Raw genomic sequence first — 15,675 nt, forward strand, 5'->3', positions numbered from 1 at the left:
GGGCGCCGAGAGGACCCGCGCCCGCCCGGCCCCGCGCCGGGCGGGCGCGGCGTTCCGGTGCGTCCCCCGCCCGCCTCCTCCCGCGCGTCCGCGACTCCCCGGTGCGGCGGGGAAACCCTTCCCGCGCCACGCGATCCGTTACAAGGGTTCGACCCGAGGGAACCGCCGGATGGGCACCATCGCCCCTCCGCAGCACCGTCCGCACCATCGAGGAGCGCCATGTCCGCACCGCCCGTCCCCCCGGTCCTCGACCGGTTCTTCAAGATCAGCGAACGAGGTTCCACCGTCGGCCGGGAGGTGCGCGGCGGCATCACCACGTTCTTCGCCATGGCCTACATCCTGGTGTTGAACCCGATCATCCTGGGCAGCGCCGAGGACAAGTTCGGCCACCAGCTCTCCGCCGCCCAGCTCGTCACCGTCACCGCGCTGGTGGCCGCCGTGATGACCGTGCTGATGGGGCTGACCGCCAACATGCCGTTGGCGCTCGCCGCCGGCCTCGGCATCAACGCCCTGGTGGCCTACCAGATCGCGCCCACCATGAGCTGGCCCGACGCGATGGGCCTGGTGGTCCTCTCCGGCATCGTGGTCTGCCTCCTGGTCGCCACCGGCGTGCGGGAGGCGATCATGCACGCCGTCCCGCAGCAGATGAAGCAGGCCATCAGCGTCGGCATCGGCCTGTTCATCGCCTTCGTCGGCTTCATCGACGCGGGCTTCGCCACCCGCGTCCCCGGCGAGACCGGCTCGGTTCCCGTCCAGCTCGGCGACGACGGCACCCTGTCGGGCTGGCCCGTGCTCGTCTTCTGCCTGGGCGTGCTGCTCACCACCGCGCTGCTGGTCCGCGGGGTGAACGGCGCCATCCTGGTCAGCATCGTGGCGATGACGGTGGTCGCCGTCGTCGTCAACGAGATCGCCGACCTCCCCCCGGAGCGGTGGGGGCTGACCGTGCCCGCCATCCCCGACGACGTGGTCGCGTTCCCCGACTTCGGGCTGGTCGGGGAGTTCAGCCTGCTCGGGGCGGTCGAGCAGGTCGGCACCCTGACGGTGGTGCTGCTGGTCTTCACGCTCTTCCTGACCGACTTCTTCGACACCATGGGCACGGCGGTCGGTGTCAGCAGCGAGGCCGGGCTGCTGGACGAGAAGGGCCGGGTGCCGCACCTGGGGAGGCTGCTGTTCGTCGACGGGCTCGCCGCGGTCGCGGGCGGCGCGGCCTCGGCCTCGTCCAACACCAGTTACGTCGAGTCCGCCGCCGGGGTGGGCGAGGGCGCCCGCACCGGACTGGCCAACGTGGTCACCGGCGTCCTGTTCGCCCTGGCCCTCTTCCTCACCCCGCTGGCCACGATCGTCCCCGCCCAGGCCGCCGCCCCCGCCCTGATCGCGGTCGGCTTCCTGCTGATGGCCCAGGTGCGGAACATCGACTGGACGCACCTGGAGATCGCCGTCCCGGCCTTCCTCACCATCGCCGTGATGCCCTTCACGTACTCCATCACCAACGGCATCGGCGCGGGCTTCATCGCGTACGCGGTGCTCAAGGCCGTCGCCGGCAAGGCGCGCGAGGTGCCCTGGCTGCTGTGGGTGGTGGCCGGGCTGTTCGTCGTCTACTTCGCCATCGACCCGATCGAGCGGTTCCTGGGCGTGAGCTGAGCGGCGTTCCGCGGGCCCGTGGGCCCGCGGGTCGGGGGCGTGGAGCCGCGGGATGTCACGGAACGCCGGTCGCGATCCGTCCCAGGGGTGAGAAGGGAAGACCACCACCCCCAGGAGGCACACCATGGCCCGCATCTCCCTCGATCCGCCCCGCGGTCTCGTCCTGCGCGTCGGCGAGTGGTACTCGCGCCGCAGGTACGGCAGGGTCCTCGACCCGGGGAAGGCCCTCGGCCACCACCGCAAGGTGCTGACCGGCTACGTCCGTTTCGAGCGGAGCGTCGCCGGGTGGAACGCGCTCGACCCCGCCCTGAAGCACCTCGCCGTGATGGCGTCCGCGGCCCGCATCGGCTGCTCGTGGTGCCTGGACTTCGGCCACTGGGAGGCCCAGGAGCTCGGGCTGCCGATGGAGAAGGTCCGGCACGTGCCCGTCTGGCGCGAGCACCGCGACCTCTTCACCGACCTGGAGGCGAAGGTCATGGAGTACGCCGAGGCGATGACCGCCACCGAGCCGGAGGTCACCGACGGGATGGCGCGGGAGCTGATCGGACGGCTGGGCGAGGAGGCGTTCGTGGAGCTGACCGCGATGGTCGCCGTGGAGAACCTGCGGTCGCGGATCAACAGCGCCTTCGGTCTGGTCGGGCAGGGGTTCTCGGACCGCTGCGAGGTGCCGCCGCTGCCGTCGGCCCGTCCGGGGGCTCAGTCGGCGTCGGCCCGTTCGGGGGCTCAGTCGGGGCCGGGCGTGACGAAGCCGCTCTCGTAGGCGGCGACGACCGCCTGGGTGCGGTCGCGGGCGCCGAGCTTGGCGAGGACGGCGGCCACGTGGCTCTTGACCGTGGCCGCCCCCACCGCCATCCGGGCGGCGATCTCGGCGTTCGACAGGCCGCGCGCCATCAGGCGCAGCACCTCCGCCTCCCGCCCGGTCAGCCGCGCCCCCGGTCCCCGCCCGTCGTGGGTCGGGGCGCGGCGGGCGGCCAGGGACCGCACGGCGGCGGGGAAGAGGAGGCTGTCGCCGCGGGCCACCAGCCGTACGGCCGCCACCAGTTCCTCGGCGGCGGACCGTTTGAGGAGGAAGCCCGCGGCGCCCGCCCGCAGCGCGTCCCAGACGTGGGAGTCGTTCTCGAAGGTCGTCACCACGACGATCCGCGGGGCCTCGTCCTCCATCGCCTCCAGCAGCAGTTCGGTGGCGCGGATGCCGTCCACCTCGGGCATCCGCACGTCCATCAGGACGACGTCCGGGCGCCGGGCGCGCACGACCGAGACCGCCTCGGCGCCCGTCGCCGCCTCGCCGACGACCTCCATGTCGGCCTGGGCGCCGAGGATGGCCCGCAGCGCGGTGCGCACCAGGAGTTCGTCGTCGGCCAGGACGATCCGCAGCGGTCGGCCCGCCCCGCCCTCCGCCCCGTTCACCGGTGGCCTCGCAGGGGGAGGCGGACGGCCAGCCGCCAGTGGCCGTCGCGCACGCCGGCCTCGGCCGAGCCGCCCAGCGCCGCGGCCCGTTCCGCCACTCCGCGCAGTCCCGCGCCGCCGCCGGGCCGGGGGCGGCGCGGGCCGCTCCCGGCGCGCACCGGGTTCTCCACGGTGATCACCAACTCTCCGTCGGGGGAGCCGTCGTGGGAGCCGTCGTCGGGCCCGAGGGACACGGCGACGGGCACCCGGCCCGCGTGCCGCAGCGCGTTGGCCAGGCCCTCCTGGACGATGCGGTACGCCTCGCGGGAGACCGTCTCGGGCAGGGCGTCGAGGAGTTCCCGCCGCGTCCCGGAGGTGGTGAGGGCGACCGGGACGCCGCCCGCGCGGGTGCGCTCCAGCAGGTCGTCCAACTCCGCCAGGGTCGGTCCGGCGGGCGCGCGGGAGGGCTCCTCGCCGTCGCGCAGCATCCCCAGGACGGCGTCGAGGTCGCCGGTGGTGCGCCGGGCGGTCTCCTCGATCGCGGCCAGCGCCCGGCGGACGAAGGCCGGATCGGAGTCGAGCACGGTACGGGCCGCGCCCGCCTGGAGGGCCACGGCGCTCAGCGCGTGGCCGACGGAGTCGTGGAGTTCGCGGGCGAGCCGGTTGCGGGCGGCCAGGGCGGCGGCCCGGGCCTCGGCGGCGGCCAGCCGGTCGGCCGGGGTGGGGCCCAGCAGGACCGGGGCGCAGCGGGCCAGCAGGGCGCCGGCCGCCCAGGCCGCCGCCACCAGCGCGGCGAGCAGGACGACCCCGGCGATCGGAGCCGTCCACAGCGGGGTCCCGAGCGCGTACCGGGGCCGGCCCGCCTCCCGCAGCCGCTCGGAGAACGGCAGCGCCACCAGCACCGCCGCCGCGGGCGGGACGGCCAGCGTCGCCCCGCCGACCAGCGCGCCCAGGCCGACGTGGAGGGTGGACCAGACCGCCGTGCGCCGCCGGGCCGCCCACGAGTCGGCCGGCGCGGAGACCGGTTGCTCGCCGGGCACCCGGCACAGCGCCCGGGCGGCGGCGCCCTCCAACGTCCTCGCCAGGGGGAAGAGGGCGGTGACGGCGACGGCCGGCAGGGACAGCCCGTAGGCCGCGAACTGCCAACCGAGGTGGCGGAAGGGGTCGGCGTCGGGCACGGCCACGCTCAACACGACCGTCGCCGCCAGGAAGTACGGCATCAGCAGCGCGCCGCCCAGCAGCAGATGGACCCAGCGCAGCCGCAGCCGCCGCACGGCCTCCCGGTCCGTCCGGCTCACCGTTCGGAGACCCGCTCGGCCGACCGCTCGGCGAACAGGTGGGCGCCCAGGGCGAGGACGAGGATGCCGACGAGCATCTCCACAGAGTAGACGAGGGTCATCGACGCGGTGGGCTCCTGCGAGGGGTCCACCGTTCCCTGGTTGAACACCCCCGTCAGCAGCGTCCAGCCGCTCCGGGTGGCCAGTACCGCGCTCCCGGTCCAGGCCAGGGCGATCGCCGTGCGCAGCCGTATCGCCCCCGCCCGTCCCGCGGGGAAGGCGAGCAGCAGCACGCCGACCGCGGCGGCGCCGGCGGCCAGCGCGTCCAGACCCGCCAGCAGGGGGAAGACGCCGTCGTTCCGCTCGGCCTGGTACGCGGAGAGCCCGACCGTCGCCCCGGTCGACCACAGCAGGTGCGCGGTCAGCGGCAGCAGCGCCGTCAGGGCGGCGGCCACGGCCGTCGTTCGCCGTGCGGGAGCGGTGGGGGAGGCGGCCGGCAGGTCGGAGAGCCGGCCGCGCAGCAGGTGCCCCCAGCGGTCGCGCACGTACAGCACGGCCAGCGCGCCCAGGGCGAGCGCCTGGACGCCGAAGCCCGTGTAGACCATCGTGAAGACCCAGCCGTCCAGGGACGCCTCGGCCTCCTCGGCGGCGACGCCCCGGCCGTTCCCGGTGACCGCCTGGAGCAGCGTGTGGAGGGGGACGACCAGGGCGATCGGCGCGAGCAGCCCGGTGGCGGCCCACAGGGGCAGCGCCATCAGCCAGGCGGGCAGCCGTCTGCCCCACGGGAGGGTCAGGGCGAGGGCGAGGACGACGACCGCGGCGTCCATCGCCAGGGTGAGGAGGTTGGCGAACGCCAGGGATGAGGCGTGCTCGGGGTCGAGCATCTCGCTGCCCTCGGGGATGCCGACGTGGACGCCGGAGAGCCAGGCGGTCTTGAGCGCCAGGTACGGCAGGCAGGCGGCGATGGCGACGGCGCGCAACACCCGGCGCGGGGCGCCGGCGCGGGGGGTGTCCGGGGTGGCGGGCGCGGTCTTGGCGGTGTGTGTGGAGGTCATGTCTCCACGGTCCCGTCGCGCGCCCCCTCCGGGATCCCACCCGCCGGCGAATCGTCTCCCCCGCGCGGGGGAGACGCGCCTACGACCACGGGGCGAGGCCGGGCCGGACGCGCCGTGCCCGTCCCCGCCGCCCCTTCCGCCGCCGTCGGTCCGGGAGGTCAGAGCCTCCGGGTGGCCAGCGTCAGCCGGTCCCGCGCGTGGAACAGGGCCTCCTTGATGGTCTGCTCGTGGGCGGGGGTCAGCCGCGCCACCGGCACCGAGCAGCTGATGGCGTCCCGCGCGGGGGTGCGGTAGGGGATGGCGACGCCGAAGCAGCGCAGGCCCAGGGTGTTCTCCTCGCGGTCCACGGCGTAACCCTGTTCGCGGACCTGGTGCAGCTCCTCGATGAGCTTCTCGCGGTCGGTGATGGTGTTCTCGGTCAGCGCCGTCAGGGTCTCCGGGAGCATCGCGCGGATCCGGTCGTCGTCGTACGTGGCCAGCAGCGCCTTGCCCAGCGAGGTGGAGTGCGCGGGCAGGCGCCGTCCCACCCGGGTGAAGGGGCGCAGGTAGTGCTGCGACTGACGGGTGGCCAGGTAGACGACGTTGGTGCCGTCCAGCCGGGCGAGGTGGATGGTCTCGGTGGTGTCGTCGGAGAGCCGGTCCAGGGTGGGCCGGGCGGCGGCCACGACCTCGTCGCCGTCGATGTAGGAGGTGCCGACCAGCAGGGCGCGCACGCCGATGCCGTAGCGGGTGCCGGTGGCGTCCGTCTCGACCCAGCCCAGGTCCACCAGCGTGCGCAGCAGCATGTAGAGGCTGGACTTGGGGTAGCCGACGGCCTCCTGGACGGCCGCCAGGGAATGCATGCCGGGCTGTCCGGCGAAGAACTCCAGCAGTTCCACCGTGCGCACAGCCGACTTGACCTGCCCGCCCGCCTCCGGGTTCCGTCCGGGGGCGCCCCCGCGCGCTGACGGCATCGACCTTGACCCTTTCGCTCGACCGGCCCTAGAGTCCCGAAGAGTTATTCACACTTCGGGACGCTGTTCAGCATATCGAACAAGGTCTCCAGGGGACAGCCCCGGATGTCCGGGATATCGGACGCGGTGTCCCGCCGACAGAACGGTCGGCGATCGACCGACCCGTCAGCAGCCGACCGGCAGGAGGAGTTCAGCGGTGGCAGTACCAGTGTGGAGTGTCGACCCCAGGACCGGGAAGCAGCGCGAGCGGGTCGCCGTCGAGGCCACGGCCGCCGACGTCGACGCGGCCGTGCGCGCCGCCCACGCCGTCCGCGGCGCGCTGGCCGACCGCGCCGCGCGCATCGCCCTGCTGCGCGCGGCCGCCGAGGAGCTGGAGGCCGCCCACGAGGAGGTCGTGGCCACGGCGGACGCCGAAACGGCCCTGGGCGAGGTGCGGCTGAACGGCGAACTGGCCCGTACCGCCTACCAGTTGCGCGCCTTCGCCGACGAGGTCGCCGACGGCGGCTACCTGGACGTCGTCATCGACCACGCCGACCCCTCGCTGACCCCGCCCCGGCCCGACCTGCGCCGCTACAAGATCCCGCTGGGCGTGGTGGCCGTCTACGCCGCCTCCAACTTCCCCCTCGCCTTCTCCGTGCCCGGCGGCGACACCGCCAGCGCGCTCGCCGCGGGCTGCCCGGTCGTCGTCAAGGCGCACCCGGACCACCCGGCCACCTCCGAGCTGTGCGCCGCCGTGCTCCGCCGCGCCGCCGTCCGCGCGGGGCTGCCCGAGGACGTGGTCGCCGTGGTGCACGGCTTCGACGCGGGCGTGGAACTGGTGAAGCACCCGCTGGTCGCGGCGGCCGGGTTCACCGGCTCCATCCGCGGCGGACGCGCCCTGTTCGACGCCGCCGCCGCCCGCCCCGACCCGATCCCCTTCCACGGCGAACTGGGCAGCCTCAACCCGGTGGTCGTCACCGAGGCGGCGGCCGAGGAGCGCGCCGAGCAGATCGGCGACGGCCTGGCCGGGTCGATGACCCTGGGCCGCGGACAGTTCTGCACCAAGCCCGGACTGGTCCTCGTCCCCGAGGGCGCGGCCGGCGACCGTCTGCTGAAGGCGCTGACCGTCTCCCTCGGCGAGGCCGCCTCCGGACCGCTGCTGGACGGCCGGATGCGCGAGGCGTTCCTCGCCGGGGTCGAGGCCCGCGCCGCGCTGGAGGGCGTGACGGCCCCGGTCGTCGCGGCCGAGGGCGAGGGGCAGGCGGTGGGCGCCGGCTTCCTCACCGTCGAGGCCGCCCGGCTCGCCTCCGAAGGACCGCACGAGCTGCTGCTGGAGGAGTGCTTCGGCCCCGTCACCGTCGTCGCCCGCTACCGCGACACCGACGAGGTCAGCGCCGTGCTCGCACGGCTGCCCGGCAACCTCACCGCCACCCTCCACCTCGGCGGGGAGGAGGCCGAGCGGGAGGACGGCACCGCCGCCCGGCTGCTGGCGGAAGTGACCCCGCTGGCCGGACGCGTCCTGGTCAACGGCTGGCCCACCGGCGTCGCGGTCGCCCCCGCCCAGCACCACGGCGGGCCCTACCCGGCCACCACCTCCACCTCCACCTCGGTCGGCGCCACGGCCATCGAGCGCTGGCTGCGCCCGGTCGCCTACCAGGACACCCCCCAGGCGCTGCTGCCGCCGGAGCTGCGGGAGGAGAACCCGCTCGGCCTGCCGCGCCGCGTCGACGGCCGCCGCGAGGGCTGAGCCGCCCGGCGGACGCCCGTCCGCCGACCGCCCCCACGGGCGGCCGGCGGACGGGCGCGGGCGGCGGGCACGAGCCCCGCCCGGCCTGCGACCACGGCAATTCGGGATGGACAGGAGGGAACCGGGGCGGGACAGTGGCGTTCATGGAGAACTCCCTGTCGGGCGCCGAGTTCGCGCCGAAGACCACCTACCTCGACACCGCCTCGCACGGCCTGCTGCCCGCCCGCACCGCCGACGCCCTGCGGGAGGCGGTCGACGAGACGGTCGACGGGCGGATCGACATGACGCGCTGGTTCGCCGTGGTCGAGGAGGCACGGGCCCGCTTCGCCCGGCTCGCCCGGGTGGCTCCCGGCCGCGTGGCGCTCGGGTCGGCCGTCGCCCAGCAGGTCGCGCTGGTCGCCGGCTCGCTGCCGTCCGGCGCCGAGGTGCTGGTCGCCGACGGCGACTTCAGCTCCCTGGTCAACCCCTTCGCGGTGCGCCCCGACCTCAAGCTGCGCACCGCCCCCCTGGAGGAGCTGCCGGACGCCGTCCGCCCCGGCACCGCGCTGGTCGCGGTCAGCGCCGTGCAGTCGGCGGACGGCCGCACCGCCGACCTGGCCGCGGTCGCCGCGGCGGCACGGGAGCACGGCGCCCGCACCCTCGTCGACACCACCCAGGCCACCGGCTGGCTGCCGCTGGACCACGGGGCCTTCGACTACACGGTGTGCGGCGCCTACAAGTGGCTGGTGGCCCCGCGCGGCGTCTGCTTCCTCACCGTGCCCGAGGACGGCGGCGGCCTGGCGCCGCTCCAGGCCGGCTGGATCGCGGGGGAGAGTCCCTGGGAGAGCTGCTACGGAGTGGTGGGGGAACTCGCCCGCTCCGCCCGCCGGTTCGACACCGCCCCGGCGTTCCTGCCCTATCTCGGCGCGGAACGCTCCCTGGCCCTGATCGAGGAGGTCGGCCCGGAGACGATCGGCGCCCACGACCGCGCGCTGGCCGCCCGGTTCCGCACCGGCGTCGCCGAACTGGGCCACAGGCCCGTGCCCGGCGACTCGGCGATCGTCGCCGTGCCCGGCCTGGGCGACGCCGCGACCGCCCTGAAGGAGGCCGGCGTGGAGGTCTCGGTGCGGGCGGGGAACCTGCGCGCCGCGTTCCACCTGTACAACACGGTCGAGGACGTGGACCGGCTGCTGGCGGTGCTGGCCGGGGCGTGACGGTCCGGGGCGCGCCGCGGCCGGTCCCGCGGTACCGCCGGCTAGGCCGACTCCCGGCGCACCAGCTCGGTCGGCAGGATGACCGCCGAGGGCTCCTCGCCGCCGATCAGGCCCATCAGCACCCGCACCATCTCGGAGCTGATCCGGTCCCACGGCTGGCGGATGGTGGTCAGCTCCGGAAGGCCGGAGACGGCGGCGGGGGAGTCGTCGAACCCCCCGACCGCCACGTCCCGCGGCACCCGGCGCCCGGCCCGCTCCAGCGCGGCCAGCGCGCCGCGCGCCATCAGGTCGGAGGCGACGAACAGCGCGTCCAGGTCCGGCACCCGCTCCAGCAGCTCCGCCGTGGCCCGCTCCCCGCCGTCGCGGCTGTAGTCGCCGTGGGCGACCAACTCCTCGCCGGCGGGGAGCCCGGCCTCGACGAGCACCTCGCGCCAGCCCGCCAGGCGGTCCACACCGCCGGGGGTGTCCATCGGGCCGGCGACCGTGGCGATGCGGCGCCGACCGAGGGAGACCAGGTGCCGCACCATCTCCCGGGCGCCGTCCCGGTCGTCGGCGGCCACGTGCGCCAGCCGGGCGGTGCGCCCCTTCCGGCCGATCGGCTTGCCGCAGGCGACGACCGGTATCCCGGCCTCGACGAGCTGCTCGGCGACCGGGTCCCCGGTGTGGCTGGAGACCAGCAGGACGCCGTCGACGTGGCCGGCGGTGACGTAGCGCGTGACGCGGCGCCGCTCGGCGGGCGTGCCGGCGATCATCAGCAGCAGCGGGACGTCGTGCGCGGCGAGCGCCTGGGTGCAGCCGCGCAGCAGCACGTTGAAGTTGGGGTCCTCGAAGAGTTTCTCCTGGGGTTCGGTGAGCAGGAAGGCCACCGAGTCCGAGCGGCCCGTGATGAGGCTACGGGCGTGCCGGTTGACCACGTAGCCGGTCTTGCGGATGGCCGCCCTGACCGCCTCGGCGGCGCCGGGGCTGACGTTGTGCCCCCCGTTGAGGACCCGCGAGACCGTGCCCCGCGAGACCCCGGCCACCCGCGCCACGTCGTGGATCGTCGGCGGGCGTCGCCGCTCGGTACTGCTCATGCGGTGTCCCTCTCCGCTCTCTTCCACGTCCTCCGCGTCTCCCGTACCCGGGATCCGCCGGTCAGGACTTTACGGCTCCCGACAGCAGGTCCAGACTCCAGAACCGCTGGATCACCAGGAACAGCACGATCAACGGCGCGACGGCCAGCAGCGCGCCCGTGATCACCAGGGTGTAGAGGGCGGGGGTGTTGGAGCCCTGCTGGAGCAGGGTGAACAGGCCCAGCGTGACCGGGAACTTCTCGTCGTCGCCGAGCATGATGTACGGCAGCAGGAAGTTGTTCCAGATCGCGACGAACTGGAAGAGGAACACCGTCACCAGCCCCGGCAGCATCATGGGCAGCGCCAGGGAGCCGAAGATCCGCCACTCGCCGGCGCCGTCCATCCGCCCGGCCTCGACCACGTCCCGCGGCACGGCGGCGGACGCGTAGACGCGGGCCAGGTAGACGCCGTAGGGGGAGAGGATCGACGGCAGCAGCACCGAGAGGTGGGTGTCGGCCAGCCCGGCCTCGGCCAGCAGCAGGTACTGCGGCACGGCCAGGACGACCGGGGGCATCAGGACCCCGGTGAGCAGGACGTCGAAGACCGTCTCCCGGCCGCGGAAGCGGTAGACGGCCAGGGCGTATCCGGCGAGCGCGGAGACCGCGGTGGACAGCACGGCGCCCACCCCGGCGTAGAGGGCGGAGTTGGCCATCCACCGCCAGTAGACGCCCTCGCGGTAGGCCGACAGTTCCGTGAGGTTCTCCACCAGTCCGGTGCCGGGCAGGAAGGTGAAGGTGGAGAACAGCTCGCGGCCGGACTTGGTGGCCGCGATCAGCACCCAGGCGACCGGCAGCAGGCAGTACAGGGCGCCCAGGGCCAGCGCGACGGTGGCCGGCACCGCGGTCCGACGCGGGGCGCGCGGGGCGGTGGGGGCCGGGGCGGGGGAGAGGGCGGGAGCGGTGGGGGTCATCGGGACTCCCCCTGCCGGGCGCGGGAGCCGACGGCCTTCAGGAAGCCGAAGGAGAGCACGAGCGTCACCACGGCGAGGACCACCGCGGTGGCGGCGGCCGTGTGGACGTCGCCCTCGGCGAAGGCGTCCCGGTGGACCTTCATCAGCGGACTCCAGGTGGTGGAGATGGTGTTGGTGAGCGGTTTGAGCGTGGTGGGTTCGCTGAACACCTGGAGCGTGGCGATGACCGAGAAGAAGAAGGTGAGCACCAGCGACGGCACCACCATCGGGATCTTGACGCGCAGCGCGATCTGCACCTGTGAGCAGCCGTCCAGCCGGGCGGCCTCGTGGACCTCCGCGGGGATCGCGCGCAGCGACGTGTAGATGACGATCATGTTGAAGCCCGTGCCGCCCCAGACGGCGATGTTGGCGAGCGCGCCGTACAGCGGGCCGCCGTCGAGCAGGTCCGGCCGCGGCAGTCCCAACTCGCCGAGCGCGAAGTGGAACGGGCTGACGTCCGGCAGGTAGAGGAAGCCCCACAGCAGCGCGGCGATCACCCCGGGGACGGCGTAGGGGAGGAAGATCCCGAGCCGGGCGAAGGAGCGTCCCCGGACCCGGTCGGCGTCCAGCAGCAGGGCGAAGAGCAGGGCCAGGCCGAGCATGACCGGGACGACGATCAGGCCGTACCCCAGCACCCGCAGCGCCCCGGCGGCCAGTTCGGGGTCGGCGAGGGCGTCGGCGTAGTTGGACAGGCCGGCCCACACCTCCCGGCGGGCCCCGCTGCCCAGGCCGAGCCCCTGGACCTCGACCGTGCGCAGGCTGAGGTACAGGGCGTAGCCGACGGGGAGCGCGAAGAAGAGGACGAACAGGGCGACGGCGGGCAGCAGGAAGAGGTACGGCGCGCGCCGCTCGCCGTGCCCCTTCCCCGCCGCGCGAGGCGCCCGCGGCGCGGACTTCGCGGAGGTCGAACGCGTCACTTGGCGACCTCGAAGCCCTGCTTCTCCAGGTCCGCGACGGTCCTCTCGTGCACGGTCTCCAGCGCCGCGCCGAAGTCCGACCGGTTCCTGGCGGCCTTGCCGAAGGCGTCCTTGAAGGCGCTGTAGGCGACGTTGACGTTGGGGCCCCACGCGGCGGGCGCGGTGCCCTCGGCGATCTCCGCGGCCCGCTGGTAGAAGTCGGTCTGGCCGGAGAAGAACTCCGGCGCCTCCTTCAGCGCGTCACCGGTCTGGGCGGCCTTCGCGGCGGGGTGGATGCCGCCCTCCCGCACCAGGGCGGCCAGCGCCTCGGGGTCGGTGTTGAGCCAGGTGGCGAACTCGGCCGCGACCGCCTTGTGCTCGGAGTCGTTGGTGACCGCCGTGGTGGAGCCGCCCCAACTGCCGGTGACGTTCGCGCCCTTCTCCCACTGGGGGAGCGGCGCCATCGCCCACTTGCCCCGGGTGTCGGGGGCGGCGGTGGTCAGGGTGCCCGGGGCCCACACGGCGCTGATCCAGGCGATCTGCTTGCCGGTGTTGAGGGCCTTGTTCCAGGCCGGGGTGTACATCGGCTGGTTGTCGACGACCCCTTCCGCCACCAGTCCGCCCCAGAACTCGGCGACCTTCCGGGTGGCGTCGTCGTCGATGGCGACCTTCCACTTCTGGCCCTCGGTGGTCCACCACCGCGCGCCGGCCTGCTGGGCGAGCCCGGCGAAGAGGCCCGCGTCGTTGCTGGAGAAGGTGGTGAGGTCCTTCTCCGGGGCCTTCTTCTTCACCGCGCGGGCGATCTCGGCGAACTCCTCCCAGGTGGTGGGGACGGACAGACCGTACTCCTCGAAGAGGTCCTGCCGGTAGAAGAACATCATCGGGCCCGAGTCCTGGGGCAGGGCGTAGACGGCGTCGGTGCCGAGGGTGACCTGCTGCCAGACGCCGGGGGCGAACTCCTTCTCCGCGTCGCCCACTTCGCCGGATATGTCGGCGAGGACGTCGTTGCCGACCAGGGTGGGCAGCGCCTGGTACTCCGCCTGCACCAGGTCGGGTGCCTCGCCGGCCCTGGCCGCGGTGATGGTCTTGGTCACCAGATCGTCCCCGCCGGCCTGCTTCTTGACCGTGACCCTGGCCTCCGGATGCTCCTCGTTCCAGAGCGCGACGACCTTGTCCATGCCCGGCGCCCAGGCCCAGTAGGTCAGTTCGACCGGGCCGGACGCGCCGGAGTCCTCCGAGGAGCCGCAGCCGGTGAGGGCCGCGGCCGCCAGGACGGTCGCGGCGCACAGCGCGGCGGTGCGGTTGTTCATGATGCCTCCCTGGCAAAGTCTGTGAACGTGCACAGTAGAGAAACAGAACCGACCCTTGTCAATGGTCGTGGTGTTGCTGTTCTCTAAGGGGAGGCAGCCGGTGTGAGGCTGTGAACGTTCCCAGTATCGAGTCAGGAGTACGCATGGTGCGCCTCGCCTACGGCGGCGACTACAACCCCGAGCAGTGGCCCGAGGAGGTCTGGCACGAGGACGTCGCGCTGATGCGCGAGGCCGGGGTGACGATGGTCAGCGTCGGGATCTTCTCCTGGGCGATGGTCGAACCCCGCCGGGGCGTGTACGACTTCGACCGGCTGGACCGGATCGTCGAGCTGCTCCACGAGAACGGCATCCGCGTCGACCTGGCCACCCCCACCGTGGTGCCGCCGGCGTGGTTCTACCGCGCCCACCCCGAGGCGCTGCCCGTCAGCCGGGAGGGCGTGCGCTGGGAGTTCGGCTCACGCGGCGCGATCTGCCACAACTCGCCCGCCTACCAGGAGGCGGCGGCCCGGATCACCCGCGCGCTGGGCGAACGCTACGGCCGGCACCCGGCGGTGGCGATGTGGCACGTCCACAACGAGTACGGCGTCCCCGTCCTGGAGTGCTACTGCGAGACCTCCGCCGCCGCCTTCCGGGACTGGCTGCGGGAGCGCTACACCACCCTGGACGCCCTCAACGCCGCCTGGGGAACGTCCTTCTGGGGCCAGACCTACCACGACTGGGAGGAGATCCGGCCGCCCCGGCTCACCCCCACCGTCTGCAACCCCGCCCAGCGCCTGGACTACCGGCGCTTCGCGGGCGACAGCGCCCTGGCGAACTTCCGCCGCGAGCGCGACATCCTCCACGAGCTGTCGCCGGGCGTCCCCGTCACCACCAACTTCATGGTCTCGCCCACCCAGTGCGACACCATCGACTACTGGGCCTGGGCCCGCGAGGTCGACATCGTCACCAACGACCACTACCTGGTGGCCGAGGAGGACCGCAACCACGTCAACCTCTCGATGGCCGCGGACCTGACCCGCTCGGTCGCGGGCGGTGCGCCGTGGCTGCTGCTGGAGCACTCCACCAGCGGCGTCAACTGGCAGCCGCGCGGCATCGCCAAGCGTCCCGGCGAGATGGCCCGCAACTCCCTGGCGCACATCGCCCGGGGCTCCGAGGGCGCGATGTTCTTCCAGTGGCGCGCCTCCCGCTTCGGCGCGGAGAAGTTCCACTCGGCGATGGTCCCCCACGCCGGCACCGACAGCCGCATCTGGCGCGAGGTGGTCGAACTCGGCTCCCACGTCGGCGCGTTGGAGGAGATCCGCGGCACCCGCACCGTCGCGGACGTCGCGGTGGCGTGGGACTGGCAGTCGTGGTGGGCGCAGCGGCTGGAGTGGCGGCCGAGCGAGGACCTCGACACCCGCGAACGCGCCGAGGCCTGGTACGCCGCGCTCTTCGACCGCCACCTGACCGCGGACTTCGTCCACCCCGAGACCGATCCGTCGCGCCTGGCGGAGTACCCGCTGCTGGTGGTGCCCGCCCTCTACCTGACCACGAAGGCCGCCGGGGAGAACCTGCGCGCCTACGTGGAGGGCGGCGGCACCCTGGTCGTCTCCTACTTCTCCGGCATCGTCGACGAGCACGACGCCGTCCACCCCGGCCCGCACCCCGGCGCGCTGCGGGACGTCCTGGGGCTGACGGTGGAGGAGTTCCAGCCGCTGCGGGCCGGCCGGAGGGTGACCGTCGAGGCCGCCGGCGGCCCGTCGCTGGAGGGCGACGTGTGGGCCGAGACCGTGGTGACGCGCGGCGCCGAGACGGTGTGGACCTACGCCGACGGCCCCGCCGCCGGCGGCCCGGCCGTCACCCGTCACCGGCTGGGCGAGGGCACCGCCTGGTACGTCTCGACGCGGCTCGGCCCCGACGGGCTCGACGCCGTCCTGGCCGCGGCCTGCGCCGACGCGGGCCTGGCGCCGCGCGACGGACTCCCGCGCGACGTGGAGGTGGTGCGCCGCTCGGGCGAGGGGGGCACCTACCTCTTCGCGCTCAACCACACCGGCGTCGACGCCAAGGTGCCGCTGGAGAGCGCCGGCACGGAGCTCCTCGGCGGCGAGCGGGTGGCCGGACACCTCGCGGTGCCCGCGGGCGGGGTGCGCGTGGTGCGCCTGGACGCCTGAACCGCCCCGAGGACCACCGGAAAAACC

General features: G+C 74.2%; 13 protein-coding genes. 5 read left to right on the forward strand and 8 right to left on the reverse strand.

The features are described from left to right. Nucleotides 1-219: 219 nt before the first annotated feature. Together ABD335_RS26195 and ABD335_RS26200 are read left to right on the forward strand one after the other, a co-directional pair. Nucleotides 220-1,641: an NCS2 family permease gene (locus ABD335_RS26195; protein WP_344327932.1), complete on the forward strand. Its 1,422-nt coding sequence runs from the start codon at nt 220-222 to the stop codon at nt 1,639-1,641. Nucleotides 1,642-1,765: 124 nt separating this feature from the next. Next, nucleotides 1,766-2,401 (forward strand): carboxymuconolactone decarboxylase family protein, encoded by a 636-nt coding sequence (locus ABD335_RS26200; RefSeq protein WP_344327934.1) that lies wholly within the window; start codon nt 1,766-1,768, stop codon nt 2,399-2,401. On the opposite strand, the gene ABD335_RS26205 is transcribed toward ABD335_RS26200, so the two are convergent. The 4 genes from ABD335_RS26205 to ABD335_RS26220 all read right to left on the reverse strand — a co-directional run bounded on the left by ABD335_RS26205 (nt 2,365) and on the right by ABD335_RS26220 (nt 6,312). Continuing rightward, nucleotides 2,365-3,048, reverse strand: a complete 684-nt coding sequence (locus ABD335_RS26205; protein ID WP_344327936.1) for a response regulator transcription factor — start codon at nt 3,046-3,048, stop codon at nt 2,365-2,367. The genes ABD335_RS26200 and ABD335_RS26205 overlap by 37 nt on opposite strands. Next, nucleotides 3,045-4,247: a sensor histidine kinase gene (locus tag ABD335_RS26210; protein ID WP_344328054.1), complete on the reverse strand. Its 1,203-nt coding sequence runs from the start codon at nt 4,245-4,247 to the stop codon at nt 3,045-3,047. The genes ABD335_RS26205 and ABD335_RS26210 overlap by 4 nt, the downstream gene beginning before the upstream one ends. 74 nt (nt 4,248-4,321) lie before the next feature. Continuing rightward, nucleotides 4,322-5,359, reverse strand: coding sequence for a hypothetical protein (locus ABD335_RS26215; protein WP_344327939.1), 1,038 nt, complete (start codon nt 5,357-5,359; stop codon nt 4,322-4,324). A 158-nt stretch (nt 5,360-5,517) separates the two neighbouring features. Beyond that, nucleotides 5,518-6,312 (reverse strand): IclR family transcriptional regulator, encoded by a 795-nt coding sequence (locus tag ABD335_RS26220; RefSeq protein WP_344327940.1) that lies wholly within the window; start codon nt 6,310-6,312, stop codon nt 5,518-5,520. 196 nt (nt 6,313-6,508) lie between these two features. On the opposite strand from ABD335_RS26220, the gene ABD335_RS26225 reads away from it, so the two are divergent. Both ABD335_RS26225 and ABD335_RS26230 read left to right on the forward strand, forming a co-directional pair. Continuing rightward, nucleotides 6,509-8,038, forward strand: a complete 1,530-nt coding sequence (locus ABD335_RS26225) for an aldehyde dehydrogenase (NADP(+)) (RefSeq protein ID WP_344327942.1) — start codon at nt 6,509-6,511, stop codon at nt 8,036-8,038. A 143-nt stretch (nt 8,039-8,181) separates the two neighbouring features. Further along, entirely contained in the window at nt 8,182-9,231 is a 1,050-nt protein-coding gene (locus tag ABD335_RS26230) for an aminotransferase class V-fold PLP-dependent enzyme (RefSeq protein WP_344327944.1), read from the forward strand. 41 nt (nt 9,232-9,272) lie between these two features. Here the strand turns inward: ABD335_RS26230 and ABD335_RS26235 are convergent, their stop codons facing one another. The 4 genes from ABD335_RS26235 to ABD335_RS26250 all read right to left on the reverse strand — a co-directional run bounded on the left by ABD335_RS26235 (nt 9,273) and on the right by ABD335_RS26250 (nt 13,498). Next, nucleotides 9,273-10,304, reverse strand: coding sequence for a LacI family DNA-binding transcriptional regulator (locus ABD335_RS26235; protein ID WP_344327945.1), 1,032 nt, complete (start codon nt 10,302-10,304; stop codon nt 9,273-9,275). Between the two features lie 61 nt (nt 10,305-10,365). After that, nucleotides 10,366-11,253 carry a carbohydrate ABC transporter permease gene (locus tag ABD335_RS26240; protein ID WP_344327946.1) on the reverse strand — a complete coding sequence of 296 codons (888 nt, stop codon included), beginning with the start codon at nt 11,251-11,253 and terminating at the stop codon, nt 10,366-10,368. Next, nucleotides 11,250-12,119, reverse strand: coding sequence for a carbohydrate ABC transporter permease (locus tag ABD335_RS26245; protein WP_425583754.1), 870 nt, complete (start codon nt 12,117-12,119; stop codon nt 11,250-11,252). The genes ABD335_RS26240 and ABD335_RS26245 overlap by 4 nt, the downstream gene beginning before the upstream one ends. A gap of 86 nt (nt 12,120-12,205) precedes the next feature. Beyond that, on the reverse strand, nt 12,206-13,498 hold the full coding sequence (locus tag ABD335_RS26250; protein ID WP_344327949.1) for an ABC transporter substrate-binding protein: 1,293 nt from the start codon (nt 13,496-13,498) through the stop codon (nt 12,206-12,208). 143 nt (nt 13,499-13,641) lie between these two features. On the opposite strand from ABD335_RS26250, the gene ABD335_RS26255 reads away from it, so the two are divergent. After that, a complete protein-coding gene (locus tag ABD335_RS26255) occupies nt 13,642-15,648 on the forward strand; it encodes a beta-galactosidase (protein WP_344327950.1) in 2,007 nt (668 codons plus the stop codon). The last annotated feature ends 27 nt before the right edge of the window (nt 15,649-15,675 follow it).

The sequence above is a fragment of the Streptomyces macrosporus genome, from assembly GCF_039533145.1.
Lineage (GTDB): Bacteria > Actinomycetota > Actinomycetes > Streptomycetales > Streptomycetaceae > Streptomyces > Streptomyces macrosporus.